This is a genomic window from Vibrio sp. OY15, from assembly GCF_000742455.1.
In the GTDB taxonomy this organism is placed as follows: Bacteria; Pseudomonadota; Gammaproteobacteria; order Enterobacterales; family Vibrionaceae; genus Vibrio; species Vibrio alginolyticus.
In genome coordinates, this window is the sequence record NZ_JPIL01000026.1 from 37,985 (window position 1) to 51,853 (window position 13,869).

At 44.5% G+C, this 13,869-nt stretch carries 13 protein-coding genes; 10 read left to right on the plus strand and 3 right to left on the minus strand.

The window, feature by feature from the left end:
- Positions 1-7 precede the first annotated feature (7 nt).
- Both IJ23_RS21475 and alr read left to right on the plus strand, forming a co-directional pair.
- Complete coding sequence (locus IJ23_RS21475) at positions 8-1,408, plus strand: replicative DNA helicase (RefSeq protein WP_005382759.1); 1,401 nt, start codon at positions 8-10, stop codon at positions 1,406-1,408.
- 13 nt (positions 1,409-1,421) lie between these two features.
- Positions 1,422-2,498 carry an alanine racemase gene (gene alr, locus IJ23_RS21480; RefSeq protein ID WP_031777284.1) on the plus strand — a complete coding sequence of 359 codons (1,077 nt, stop codon included), beginning with the start codon at positions 1,422-1,424 and terminating at the stop codon, positions 2,496-2,498.
- A 38-nt stretch (positions 2,499-2,536) separates the two neighbouring features.
- On the opposite strand, the gene IJ23_RS21485 is transcribed toward alr, so the two are convergent.
- Positions 2,537-2,956 (minus strand): secondary thiamine-phosphate synthase enzyme YjbQ, encoded by a 420-nt coding sequence (locus IJ23_RS21485; RefSeq protein ID WP_005381271.1) that lies wholly within the window; start codon positions 2,954-2,956, stop codon positions 2,537-2,539.
- A gap of 306 nt (positions 2,957-3,262) precedes the next feature.
- On the opposite strand from IJ23_RS21485, the gene pgi reads away from it, so the two are divergent.
- A complete protein-coding gene (pgi, locus tag IJ23_RS21490) occupies positions 3,263-4,915 on the plus strand; it encodes a glucose-6-phosphate isomerase (RefSeq protein ID WP_005381270.1) in 1,653 nt (550 codons plus the stop codon).
- 99 nt (positions 4,916-5,014) lie between these two features.
- On the opposite strand, the gene IJ23_RS21495 is transcribed toward pgi, so the two are convergent.
- Positions 5,015-5,476 (minus strand): chemotaxis protein CheX, encoded by a 462-nt coding sequence (locus tag IJ23_RS21495; protein ID WP_005381269.1) that lies wholly within the window; start codon positions 5,474-5,476, stop codon positions 5,015-5,017.
- 9 nt (positions 5,477-5,485) lie between these two features.
- Positions 5,486-5,950 (minus strand): zinc uptake transcriptional repressor Zur, encoded by a 465-nt coding sequence (gene zur, locus IJ23_RS21500; protein ID WP_005381268.1) that lies wholly within the window; start codon positions 5,948-5,950, stop codon positions 5,486-5,488.
- A gap of 321 nt (positions 5,951-6,271) precedes the next feature.
- Here zur and dusA point away from each other — a divergent pair, with 321 nt between their 5' ends.
- The 7 genes from dusA to IJ23_RS21535 all read left to right on the plus strand — a co-directional run bounded on the left by dusA (position 6,272) and on the right by IJ23_RS21535 (position 13,275).
- Positions 6,272-7,252 carry a tRNA dihydrouridine(20/20a) synthase DusA gene (gene dusA / locus IJ23_RS21505; RefSeq protein ID WP_017821727.1) on the plus strand — a complete coding sequence of 327 codons (981 nt, stop codon included), beginning with the start codon at positions 6,272-6,274 and terminating at the stop codon, positions 7,250-7,252.
- 164 nt (positions 7,253-7,416) lie between these two features.
- Positions 7,417-7,632 (plus strand): envelope stress response protein PspG, encoded by a 216-nt coding sequence (gene pspG / locus IJ23_RS21510; RefSeq protein WP_005381266.1) that lies wholly within the window; start codon positions 7,417-7,419, stop codon positions 7,630-7,632.
- 98 nt (positions 7,633-7,730) lie between these two features.
- A complete protein-coding gene (locus IJ23_RS21515; protein WP_033907308.1) occupies positions 7,731-8,390 on the plus strand; it encodes a TIGR04219 family outer membrane beta-barrel protein in 660 nt (219 codons plus the stop codon).
- A gap of 157 nt (positions 8,391-8,547) precedes the next feature.
- Complete coding sequence (locus tag IJ23_RS21520) at positions 8,548-8,778, plus strand: hypothetical protein (RefSeq protein ID WP_005381264.1); 231 nt, start codon at positions 8,548-8,550, stop codon at positions 8,776-8,778.
- 117 nt (positions 8,779-8,895) lie between these two features.
- Positions 8,896-10,767, plus strand: coding sequence for an assimilatory sulfite reductase (NADPH) flavoprotein subunit (locus tag IJ23_RS21525; RefSeq protein WP_033907309.1), 1,872 nt, complete (start codon positions 8,896-8,898; stop codon positions 10,765-10,767).
- Complete coding sequence (gene cysI, locus IJ23_RS21530) at positions 10,767-12,503, plus strand: assimilatory sulfite reductase (NADPH) hemoprotein subunit (protein WP_033907310.1); 1,737 nt, start codon at positions 10,767-10,769, stop codon at positions 12,501-12,503. Before IJ23_RS21525 ends, cysI begins: the two co-directional genes overlap by 1 nt.
- Entirely contained in the window at positions 12,496-13,275 is a 780-nt protein-coding gene (locus IJ23_RS21535) for a phosphoadenylyl-sulfate reductase (protein WP_005382748.1), read from the plus strand. Before cysI ends, IJ23_RS21535 begins: the two co-directional genes overlap by 8 nt.
- Positions 13,276-13,869 lie beyond the last annotated feature (594 nt).

Consider the following 13,869-nt stretch of genomic DNA (forward strand, 5'->3'; position numbering starts at 1 on the left):
CAAAGTCATGGCGGAAAACAGAAATCGCAAACCTTCAGACAGTCAGGTCGACGCAATCAAAGTGCCACCTCACTCACTAGAAGCCGAGCAATCAGTAATTGGTGGTCTTTTACTGGATAATGAACGTTGGGACACCGTTGCCGAACGTGTTGTGAGCAGTGATTTCTATAGTCGTCCACACCGCCTGATTTTTGAAGGTGTAAAAACCATTCTTGAAGCGGGTAAACCTCTCGATCTTATTACTTTATCGGAATATCTAGAGCGTCACGAGTTGTTAGAAGATGTAGGCGGTTTTGCTTACCTCGCTGACTTGGCGAAGAATACGCCAAGTGCAGCTAACATCAATGCGTATGCTGATATTGTCGCTGAGCGTGCGATTGTTCGTGGCCTTATTGGTGTCGCGAATGAAATTGCGGACGCGGGCTATGACCCTCAAGGTCGCAGTTCTGAAGATTTAATAGACATGGCGGAGAGTAAAGTTTTTGCTATCGCCGAGTCTCGAACTAGTGAAAACGAAGGACCACAAAACGTCGACAACATCCTCGAAAAGACGTTAGAACGTATCGAGTTGTTGTATAAAACGCCACAAGATGGTGTTACGGGGGTCGATACCGGTTTCACCGATCTCAATAAGAAAACCGCAGGTTTGCAAGGCTCTGATTTGGTGATTGTCGCAGCGCGTCCATCGATGGGTAAAACGACCTTTGCGATGAACTTGTGTGAAAATGCGGCCATGCAACAAGAAAAGCCCGTACTTATTTTCTCGTTAGAGATGCCAGCTGAACAGTTGATGATGCGTATGTTGGCCTCTTTGTCTCGTGTTGACCAAACCAAGATCCGTACGGGTCAGCTAGATGACGAAGATTGGGCGCGTATTTCTTCTACTATGGGTATCCTGATGCAGAAGAAGAATATGTACATTGATGATAGCTCTGGTCTAACTCCGACCGAAGTGCGTTCGCGCGCTCGCCGTATCGCTCGTGAACATGGCGGTCTGTCGATGATCATGGTTGACTACCTTCAGTTGATGCGCGTGCCTTCGTTAACCGATAACCGTACTCTTGAGATTGCTGAGATCTCTCGCTCTCTTAAGGCGCTGGCAAAAGAGCTAAATGTGCCTGTTGTGGCACTGTCGCAGCTAAACCGTTCCCTAGAGCAACGTGCGGATAAACGACCAGTAAACTCGGACTTGCGTGAATCCGGTTCCATCGAGCAGGATGCCGACTTGATCATGTTCATCTACCGTGATGAGGTTTATCACCCAGATAGTCCGTACAAAGGTACGGCCGAAATCATTATTGGTAAACAGCGTAATGGTCCTATCGGCTCTGTTCGCCTCACTTTCCAAGGTCAACATTCGCGTTTCGACAACTACGCGGGTCCTGCATTCGATATTGATGATGAGTAATCCCATGAGCTATATGAAAGCGGCCAAGGCGTGCATTGATTTGTCTGCGTTGCAGCACAACTTACAGCGCGTAAAAGCTCAAGCGCCACAAAGTAAAGTGATGGCTGTCGTCAAGGCCAATGGTTATGGTCACGGATTACGTCATGTCGCAAAACATGCTAACCATGCGGATGCGTTTGGTGTGGCTCGTATTGAAGAAGCATTGCAACTGCGCGCTTGTGGAGTAGTAAAGCCGATTCTATTGCTAGAAGGTTTTTACTCTCCTGGTGACTTACCTGTTCTTGTGACGAACAACATCCAAACTGTGGTGCACTGTGAAGAGCAGCTTATCGCCTTGGAGCAAGCAGACCTTGAAACTCCGGTTGTCGTGTGGCTGAAGATTGACAGTGGCATGCACCGCCTTGGGGTTCGTCCTGAACAATATGACGAGTTTGTAACGCGGCTGAAGGAGTGTCCAAATGTAGCGAAACCGTTGCGTTACATGAGCCACTTTGGCTGTGCAGATGAGCTGGATAGCGATATTACCCCACAACAGATTGAGCTGTTTAAATCGTTGACTTCTGGTTGCCAAGGGGAACGTTCACTGGCGGCATCTGCGGGGTTATTGGCATGGCCTCAAAGCCATTTAGATTGGGTTCGTCCGGGTATTATCATGTATGGTGTGTCGCCATTCGATGACAAAACGGCGCAAGATCTTGGGTATCAGCCTGTCATGACACTTAAATCCCACCTTATTGCGGTACGTGAAGTGAAGAAAGGTGAAAGTGTTGGCTACGGTGGTATTTGGACCAGTGAGCGAGATACAAAAGTTGGTGTCATTGCTGTAGGGTATGGCGACGGTTACCCAAGAAGTGCTCCAAACGGTACGCCGGTGTGGGTTAATGGCCGTAAAGTACCTATTGCAGGTCGAGTTTCCATGGATATGCTGACGGTCGATTTGGGACCAGACGCAACGGATAAAGTCAGCGACGAAGCGATTCTTTGGGGGAAAGAGCTCCCAGTAGAAGAAGTAGCGGGTCACATTGGTACGATTGCGTATGAACTCGTGACTAAGCTAACGCCTCGCGTCGAGATGGAATACTCAAAATAAACAACGAAAGGCTAACCCAAGGTTAGCCTTTGTTTTATCTACTCACCGTTAATCGTAGCAATAACGCGGCGGCCGCCACCAAAGTCTCGATGCTCACCCAAGTAAATACCTTGCCATGTTCCTAAAGCTAATCGACCATTTTGGATTGGTACCGTCACACTACTGCCAAGCAGTGATGCTTTAATATGTGCCGGCATGTCGTCGTCACCTTCATAGGTGTGCTGATAATAAGGAGCACGCTCTGGCACAAACTTATTGAAGTGCGCTTCCATGTCCATACGCACGGTTGGATCAGCATTCTCATTTAAGGTCAAACTGGCGGAGGTGTGCTGAATAAATAAGTGTAATAAACCTACTGAAAGTTCGTTTATTTGTGGTAATTGTTGTTCAATTTCATCAGTTATCAGGTGAAAACCGCGGCTTCTCGCTTTTAATTGCAGTGTTTTTTGTGCCCACATACGTGTTCCTTTGGAAATTTATAAATTGGCGTCTATCCTATTCCAATTAGAGCCTGTCATTAGTAAATGATATGATTCTTGTCATCGTAAATGAATTGTTCAATTTCAGGGCAGGGAACGTGACCTAACTCAATGTGAGTGTAAAAGCTCTCGGTCATAATTGGCGCCTGAAAAAAAATTACAAAGACTTGTTTTGTGGCAATTTGCCCAAACATCTAATTTATATTCTATTTGCTAAATCGGGGATTCCACAGTTTTCGCTAGACTGTAAGGAATGGAACCTACTGTAACATCGGGATAAAGACCATGTTGAAAAATATCAATCCAACGCAAACACAAGCTTGGAAAGCGCTAACGGCGCATTTCGAATCTGCACAAGATATGGATCTTAAAGAGCTGTTTGCTCAAGACGCAGCGCGTTTCGACAAATACTCTGCACGTTTCGGCTCAGACATCCTAGTCGATTACTCAAAGAACCTCATCAATGAGGAAACTCTGAAGCACCTGTTTGCTCTTGCGAAAGAGACCGAGCTGAAATCTGCAATTGAAGCGATGTTCAGTGGTGAAGCGATCAACCAAACAGAAGGTCGCGCTGTTCTTCACACTGCACTACGTAACCGCGCTAATACTCCAGTTATGGTAGACGGCGAAGACGTAATGCCAGCAGTGAACGCGGTTCTAGAAAAAATGAAATCATTCACTGAGCGCGTTATCGGCGGTGAATGGAAAGGTTACACAGGCAAAGCAATTACTGATATTGTGAACATCGGTATCGGCGGTTCTGACCTTGGCCCTTACATGGTGACGGAAGCTCTAGCGCCATACAAAAATCATCTAAACCTTCACTTCGTATCTAACGTTGATGGTACACACATCGTTGAAACGTTGAAGAAAGTTAACCCAGAAACGACGTTATTCTTGATCGCGTCTAAGACGTTTACAACGCAAGAAACCATGACTAACGCGCACACTGCTCGTGATTGGTTCCTAGAATCTGCGGGTGATCAGGCTCATGTGGCTAAACACTTTGCTGCGCTTTCAACAAACGCGACAGCCGTGTCTGAATTTGGTATCGATACAGCGAACATGTTTGAATTCTGGGACTGGGTTGGTGGCCGTTACTCACTATGGTCTGCGATCGGTCTATCAATTGCACTAGCAGTAGGTTTCGACAACTTCGTTGAGCTGCTTGATGGCGCTCACGAGATGGACAAGCACTTTGTATCAACAGATCTAGAAAGCAACATCCCTGTGATCCTTGCGCTTATCGGTATTTGGTACAACAACTTCCACGGTGCGGAATCAGAAGCTATTCTGCCTTACGATCAGTACATGCACCGTTTCGCGGCGTACTTCCAGCAAGGTAACATGGAATCAAACGGTAAATACGTTGACCGTGACGGCAATGCTGTAACTTACCAAACTGGCCCAATCATTTGGGGTGAACCAGGTACCAACGGTCAGCACGCGTTCTACCAGCTAATTCACCAAGGTACTAAGCTTATCCCATGTGACTTCATTGCACCTGCAATTAGCCACAACCCAGCTAGCGATCATCACCAAAAACTGATGTCTAACTTCTTCGCGCAAACTGAAGCTCTAGCGTTTGGTAAAAATGAAGAAACCGTGAAAGAAGAGTTGGTGAAAGTAGGTAAGAATGCTGAAGAAGTGGCAGCGATTGCGCCATTCAAAGTGTTTGAAGGTAACCGTCCAACAAACTCTATTCTAGTGAAGCAAATCACGCCTCGTACGCTAGGTAACTTGATCGCAATGTACGAACACAAAATTTTCGTACAAGGTGTTATCTGGAATATCTTCAGCTTTGACCAGTGGGGCGTGGAGCTAGGTAAACAACTGGCTAACCAAATCCTACCTGAGCTTGCAGACGAGTCTCAAATCAGCTCGCATGACAGCTCAACAAACGGTCTAATCAACGCATTTAAAGCGTTCAAAGCTTAATGTTTGAATAGATAAAGAAAAGGTCAGCAAATGCTGACCTTTTTATTGCCTGAGGCAAAAACAAAATAGGTTGGCCAGTGCCAACCTATTTTTTCTCTTTTATTCGAAGCAAATTTCGATAAAGGCATTTCCCCATTGGGAAGAGAAAGGCATGATAATAATTGAGCCTTCACACTTGTGGCGAATCGTATGACCTCGGCCCGAAACCACAACCGGTGTTGCCATATCAAAGTCAAAACCACTTTCCGCCAGAATGCGTTTCGCACCACCAGTAACCATGTTGGTGATCTCACCCACCATATCGGTCACTTCTTCATTGAGCCCATTTGGACGTTCACCAAGCATGTTCTGCATGATTTCTAGGGCGAGTGCTTCATCAAAGGTGATCGACATTGAACCACGAGTTTGTGGGCCTACCATACCAATCAGACCAGAAACGTCACCTCGTGCGATCTCATCTTTTTTGATTCGCGGTTTTTGTGGCTTCAGCTCAAGAGAAGCCATAGTTTTTAGCACGTTCATTAAAGAAGCTAAAAACGGGTTTACAAATTCAGCGCGCATAACGTTCTTCTATACTTTTTCTTTCGTCTCGGAGGAACAGGCCTGGCATTCACCATGAGTTTCAATAACTTGGTTGGTCAGTTTGAATCCATGCTTCTCGGCGTTTTCGGCTAACAAGGATATCAGCGTCTCATCTTCGAGTTCAACGACATCACCACATTTATCGCAAATTAGTAATTGGAAAAAGTGCTGCTGAGTATTGAAAGAACAACAAGTAATAAAGCTATTTGTCGATTCCACTCGGTGGATGAAGCCTTGCTCTAGGAGAAAATCTAATGCTCGATAAACAGTGGGCGGCTTAGCCTGAGGCTCACTCTCTTTTAGTTGCTCCAATAGCTCATACGCACTTGAGGCGCGGCGATTAGAACAAATGAGTTCAAATACGCGTCGGCGTTGCGGAGTCAGTCGTACTCCACGCTCTGCGCAGATACTTTCAATTTGTTCAATGATTGTTGGGTTCAAACCTTTCACCATAACTATCGGACGTGCTCTATGATAAATCATTTCTATACGAAGTTCGTTTAGAAATGCTTCATTTTACCCACTATCAGAACGAAAATCATGAATTAAAGCAAGTCGGTGGTGGTGTGAAGGCGGAATAATCATCACAGAATGAATCAACGAATGACAGATTCGTATTACTTCTGCGTATTCCTAAGCACTTGGCTAGTCAGCCAACCAAATCATTCTCGCTGAAACTAGCACCCAGAGGTGCTTGGGTATACAATACCCGACTTATTTTTTGAGCGTACTGCTGCGCTCGACCTTGGCAACATAAAAACGGGTGTTTATATCATGACTCATTCTTGCAGGCTCTCCGTAGCACCAATGTTAGATTGGACTGATCGTCATTGTCGCTACTTCCATCGCTTAATGACCAAAGAAACCCTGTTGTACACTGAAATGGTGACGACAGGTGCGATCATTCATGGAAAAGGAGATTTCCTGGCTTATAACGAAGAAGAGCATCCGTTAGCCCTTCAACTTGGTGGTTCAAACCCAGCAGATTTGGCTACGTGTGCCAAGCTAGCGCAAGAGCGTGGCTACGATGAGATTAACCTAAATGTGGGGTGTCCATCTGACCGCGTACAAAACGGTCGATTTGGTGCTTGCCTAATGGCTGAACCGCAGTTAGTTGCGGATTGTGTCGCAGCAATGAAAGACGTGGTCGATATCCCTGTAACAGTCAAGACTCGCATTGGTATTGATGATCAAGATTCTTACGAGTTCTTAACGGATTTCGTTTCTATTGTTTCAGAAAAGGGTGGCTGTGAGCAGTTCACTATCCATGCTCGTAAAGCTTGGTTAAGTGGTTTAAGCCCAAAAGAAAACCGTGAGATCCCACCATTGGATTACCCACGCGCTTACCAATTGAAGCAAGACTTCTCACACCTAACGATTGCGATTAACGGTGGCGTGAAATCATTAGAAGAAGCAAAAGCACATCTTCAGCATCTTGACGGTGTGATGATTGGTCGTGAAGCATACCAAAGCCCATATTTACTGGCATCGGTAGATCAAGAGTTGTTTGGCTCTAATGCTCCAGTGAAGAAACGCAGCGAAATTGTTGAAGAGATGTACCCATACATTGAAGCGCAATTAGCGAAAGGTGCGTACCTTGGTCATATTACCCGCCACATGTTAGGTTTGTTCCAAAGCATGCCCGGTGCTCGTCAATGGCGTCGTCATATCAGTGAAAATGCGCACAAACCAGGTTCTGGTCTAGAAGTATTGCAAGACGCGCTAGCTAAGATTCCAAAAGAATTGAATGTGTAAAATTCGCCAGTGAATGGCTAAAATTACCAACTAAAGAATGATAAAGCCAGAGTGCAGAAATGCCTCTGGTTTTGTTTTTTTATTAAAAATCATAATCTTAAATTCTTCTCTATAAGTTGGTATGGAAACTGCTCTGTTTATTGAAAACAAATGGAGAAGTGATTATGTTGGAGCTAATCTTTATTTTAGTCTTTGCGGCGACCTTGTTGGTTACGGGTATCACAATGATGACCGTATTCGCAGCAACTGGTATTGCGTTAGTTGTGATGTTTTTACTGGGAATGGTTGGAGCGGTACTCAAACTATTACCATGGTTAATCGTGATTGCATTGGGTATTTGGTTCTTCAAGAATTACGTCGCTCAGCCCCGCTATAAATAATGAGTAACATCATTTAGTTGATGGAGAGGCGTGAGAATATGGTATATTTCCTCCCACGTCCTCTACGTGAATATCAGCTATCTCGGAGTAAATACTACATGACAAATAAAGCGAACATCGCTTTAACGGCATTATCGTTGGCAGTATCTTTTCCTGTTTTTGCAGAGTACTCTGTATCGACAAAAGTCGGCGCAGAGGTATGGGCTGCCGACACTAAAGTTAATGAAGTGAGACGAGATAGCAGTACCGCGGGCACTTTTTACGCGGCGATTGAACATGATGTTAAATACGTCCCTAATGCGCGCCTTCGTTACTCAAGTGTTGATGCGGATTACATGGGGTTCGATAAGCTCGATTTAACCTTGTATTACCACGTTCTAGAGCATGATTTATTGCACTTTGATGCGGGTCTCACGTTAAGTAATTTAAGTGACACTAAATACATTGATGCTGGCTCAAGCAGGCGTGTAGAAGAATTTGATGAGCTGATTTGGGCTTGGTATGGTTACGCAGAAATTCAAGTTCCGGATACAAACTTTGATGTGATTGGTGAGATAAACTTTGGTGACAACAAAGGTATCAAAAGCACCGATTTCATGGCAGGTGTACAATACAATGTACCGCTCGAAAAAGCTCGACTGGCTTTTCGTGGAGGTTACCGTGTGATTGATTTAGAGTCCGATAAATTCATGTCGGATCTAGGGAAAGAGTTTATTTTTGCTAACGGCTTCTTTGTGAGTGCGGAATACGCGTTCTAAATTCAGCCATGTTAGATACTCGATTTACTTAAAACGTCGCTTTATAAGCGGCGTTTTTTTATATCACTTCATTATATCTAATCGAAATTTCTCCCTATTTGGCTGACTTAGACCATGCTTACCCAGGAGCAATGTGAAAGTTAAAGCAGGGATAGCGATGACAATAAATGAACTAAGACATCTATTCCGTGAAAATCAGCTTATCGAAGCGATTATTGAGCCTGCAATCCAAGAGGGTGGTTGGGTTGTAGAGTTCAGACATGCGCGCGGTGGTTTTGTTTTTCTAACGGACAGTCACGGCGAAGAATGTCTTTATGAAGATTTGGATACTGCGTCAAAATCGGCAATGGCAGTAGGCTTTCAACAAGTCCGCATTGAAGATCGATGAGCAAAAAGTAAGCCGTTCTTACTTCCAAAAAGTTATAAAACATTCACTTCTATTCTTTCTTGTTATTAAGGAGAGTGGGTACTCTATCGTCACGCAATGAATAGGGATGTCGTGATAATGTCTTTTCAAAAGAATGAGTATTCTCACAAGAATGTGTCTGAAGATAATAATGGGCAAGGAGGAAATCCTCCAATCGCAAGCCCTCTGAATGACCAACAAATTAGCTCACTCCAACAAACTGTCTCTGAGTTGTCTCCACAGCAACTTGCTTGGGTCAGTGGGTATTTTTGGGGATTAGCTCAAAATCAACCAAACACAGCGGTAACGCCAATTGCACAAGCAACTGCAGCCGTATCAGCGAAGCCAGCAGGTAAGTTGAGTATTATTTTTGCTTCCCAAACGGGCAATGCTAAAGGTGTTGCTGAAGCTCTGGAACAGGAAGCAAAAGCAGAAGGAATTGCAGTCGAACTTTTTGATGCAAGCGATTACAAAGGTAAAAACTTAGCCAAAGAAACGCATGTCATTATTGTGGCATCGACTAACGGCGAAGGCGAAGCGCCAGACAATGCCATTGAGCTACATGAGTTTTTGCAATCGAAGAAGGCTCCAAAGCTGCCAAACCTGCAATATGGTGTTATTGCATTGGGAGATTCTAGCTACGAGTTCTTCTGTCAGACCGGTAAAGACTTCGACACTTACCTATCAAAGCTAGGCGCGACTCCATTTATCGAGCGTCTTGATTGCGATGTGGATTATGAAGCCCCTGCAACTGAATGGCGTAAGAATGCGTTAGACAAGGTAAAAGATACACTGTCTTCTGGCTCTGAAGCGGATGTGGTTCAACTTCCTGTGGGTCAAGCTGCGACTGCGCACTCTCCTTACAATAAACAAAATCCGTACACTGCGACGTTACTGACCAGTCAAAAAATCACGGGCCGTGACTCTGGAAAAGACGTTCGTCATATAGAAATCGACTTAGAAGGCTCGGGCTTAACGTATCAGCCTGGTGATGCACTAGGTGTGTGGTTTGAAAATAGCTCGGAACTTGCAAATGCCATTCTTGGTAAGGTCGGTTTGTCTGGGGTTGAGACTGTTGACGTTGATGGTGAAAGCTTGTCAATCCATAGTGCTCTTGTGAGTAAATATGAAATCACAACATCTAACCCGCAGCTCATCACAAAGTTTGCCGAGTTATCCGGTAGCAAGAAGCTACAAAAGTTAGTTGAAGATAAAGATAAGCTTCGCGAGTACTCTGCAAATACTCAAATCGTTGATGTACTGGCAGAAAAGAAAACCAAGTTAACCGCAGATGAATTGATTGGTTTGCTTCGTCGCCTTACTCCACGCCTTTACTCTATTGCATCAAGCCAAGAAGAGGTCGATGAAGAAGTACACCTAACGGTTGCTTTGGTTGAGTACGAACAAAACGACGAAAAACGATATGGTGGTGCGTCTAGTTTCTTAGCACAGCGTCTCGAAGAGGGGGGTGAAGTTAAAGTATTTGTTGAGCATAACAACAACTTCAAACTGCCGGAAGATGATAGCACTCCAATTATCATGGTTGGTCCTGGCACAGGGATCGCACCATTCCGTAGCTTTATTCAGGAGCGTGAAAACCGCGATGCTGAAGGCAAAAACTGGTTGTTCTTTGGTGATCGCACGTTCACTCAAGACTTCTTGTACCAAGTGGAATGGCAAAAGTATCTCAAGTCAGGAGTACTAAGCCGATTGGATGTTGCCTTTAGTCGTGACCAAGTAGAAAAGGTTTACGTACAACATCGCATCTTAGAAAACGCAGCTCAAGTGTGGCAGTGGATCCAAGAAGGCGCTTATATCTATGTCTGCGGTGATGCAACGCGTATGGCAAAAGATGTGCACGACGCATTGGTTATCGTTGCTGAACAAGAAGGCAAGATGCCGCGTGACGATGCAGAACAATTTATTAATGACCTACGTAAAGCGAAACGTTATCAGAGGGATGTGTACTAATGACTTTTTCTACGGACAATAATAAGCAGGTTGTATTAGGTGAAGAGTTAGGGCCGCTATCTGATAACGAGCGCCTGAAGCGAGAAAGCAACTTATTACGTGGCACCATTGAGCAAGATTTACAGGACCGTATTACTGGTGGCTTTACTGCCGACAACTTCCAGTTAATTCGTTTCCACGGTATGTATCAACAAGACGATCGTGATATCCGTAATGAACGCACAAAGCAAAAACTGGAACCATTACATAATGTGATGCTTCGTGCTCGTATGCCTGGAGGCATCATCACGCCAACGCAATGGTTAGCGATCGACAAGTTCGCAACGGAGCACTCTTTATATGGAAGTATTCGTCTGACGACTCGCCAAACGTTCCAGTTTCATGGGGTATTAAAACCGAATATTAAGTTGATGCATCAAACGCTCAACAGTATTGGTATTGATTCGATTGCAACCGCGGGTGATGTAAACCGTAACGTGTTGTGTACCACTAATCCAGTGGAGTCAGAGTTACACCAAGAAGCTTACGAATGGGCGAAGAGAATCAGTGAACACCTGCTTCCGAAAACACGCGCTTATGCAGAGATTTGGCTAGACGGTGAAAAAGTAGAAAGCACGGAAGAAGACGAACCGATTCTAGGCAAGAACTACTTACCACGTAAGTTTAAAACCACAGTGGTTATCCCACCGCAAAATGACGTAGATGTACACGCTAACGATCTCAACTTCGTAGCGATTGCAGATAACGGCAAGCTGGTTGGTTTTAACGTCCTGGTCGGCGGCGGCTTAGCGATGACGCATGGCGATACATCAACTTATCCGCGCCGCGCTGACGACTTTGGCTTTATTCCGCTGGACAAGACACTTGATGTTGCCGAAGCTGTAGTAACAACTCAGCGCGACTGGGGTAACCGTTCAAACCGTAAGAACGCAAAAACCAAATACACATTGGATCGTGTAGGTAGCGATGTCTTTAAAGCGGAAGTCGAGAAACGTGCTGGTGTTAAGTTTGAGCAAAGCCGTCCATATGAATTCACAGAACGTGGTGACCGTATTGGCTGGGTAGAAGGAATTGATGGTAAATATCATTTAGCGCTTTTCATCGAAAACGGTCGCTTATTAGACTTTCCAGGTAAACCACTTAAGACGGGTGTTGCTGAAATTGCCAAAATCCACAAAGGCGATTTCCGCATGACAGCGAACCAAAACCTAATTGTTGCGGGTGTACCTAAAAACGAAAAAGCGAAAATTGAAAAGATCGCTCGTGAACATGGCTTAATGGACGACGGCGTAAGTGAACAGCGTAAGAACTCAATGGCGTGTGTTGCTTTTCCAACTTGTCCGCTAGCGATGGCAGAAGCTGAACGTTTCCTTCCTCAGTTTGTTACTGATGTGGAGGGGATTCTGGAGAAGCACAACCTACCAGAAAATGACAACATCATTTTGCGTGTAACTGGGTGTCCAAATGGTTGTGGTCGCGCAATGTTGGCTGAAATTGGTCTAGTTGGCAAAGCGCCGGGTCGTTACAACTTGCACCTAGGTGGTAACCGTGCTGGTACTCGAGTACCTAAAATGTATAAAGAGAACATCACGGATAAGCAAATCTTAGAAGAGATTGATCTGCTGGTGGCTCGATGGTCGAAAGAGCGTGAAGAAGGCGAAGCCTTTGGCGATTTCACTATTCGTGCTGGCATTATCCAAGAAGTGCTCGTATCAAAGAGGGACTTTCATGCTTGATTCTGTAGCATCCAAGCTGGAGCTCACAGAGTTACTGACATTAACAAAGACGGAGCAAATCCTCCGTCTTGCTCAAATTAATGTCGAGCTCGAAAAGCTTTCAGCACAAGAGAGAGTAGCGTGGGCTTTAGATAATCTAGAAGGCGAGTTCGCGGTTTCTTCTAGTTTTGGTATTCAAGCCGCGGTTATGCTTCATTTAGTTACTCGCGCCAAAGCGGACATCCCCGTCATTCTAACCGATACTGGTTACCTGTTTGCTGAGACGTACCGATTTATCGATGAGCTGACAGATGCTCTCAACCTAAATTTAAAAGTTTATCGAGCCAAGGAAAGTGCGAATTGGCAAGAAGCTCGATATGGAAAATTATGGGAGCAAGGCGTAGAGGGAATTGAAAAATACAACAAGCTCAATAAAGTTGAGCCGATGCGTCGAGCGTTAAAAGAGCTTAATGTTGGAACGTGGTTCTCTGGACTGCGTCGAGAGCAAAGTAAATCTCGTGCAGGTTTACCGATTCTATCAATTCAGAACGGTGTGTTTAAATTTCTACCAGTAATTGATTGGACTAATAAAGACGTTCATTACTACTTAGAACAACACGGCCTTAAATACCACCCATTGTGGGATGAAGGTTACCTTTCAGTTGGTGATACACATACCACTCGTAAATGGGAGCCGGGAATGTCAGAGGAAGAAACTCGATTCTTTGGCTTAAAGCGAGAATGTGGCCTACACGAAGATGATGGCTCTGAACAAGATGGGTCTGGCATATAGCCATAATGCTCTTTAAATAGAGTTTAGGTTAAGTTTAATAAAGATAGCTGCAATAAAGCAGCTTTCTTTATTTATGGTACTTGAAAAAACACGCCTCAAAGAACAACTCTGTGGATAAGTTGTGTGAGAGTTTGGGGTAAAGTTGAATAAATAAAGGTTTGATCGAAAACTCATCGTTTAACCATTATTTTTGCAATTTTTGAAAAATAACACTTGCCAATGTGAGCGCGATCTCTATAATGCCTCCTCGTCGACAGGGCAAGGCCTCACAAGGGGTTAAGCGAAGTTGATAAGGCTGAAAAGAAAAACGAAATAATTTGAAGAAAGTGTTTGACACAATAAATTATCTCGCTAGAATGGCCGCCTCTTCCGAAGTGATGTCAATCACAAAGAAGAGTTGCTCTTTAACAATATAGACCTATCAATCTGTGTGGGCACTCGTTGATGATAATCCAATTCGATACTTCGGTATCAAATTAGGTTTCAATGAAACGAAGTGACCATTGAGTCTTCGGACTCAGCACAGTCAATTCAAACATTGCTTTATGTAATGTTCAGTATTCATTGAGCCGACAAAATCTTAAATTGAAGAGT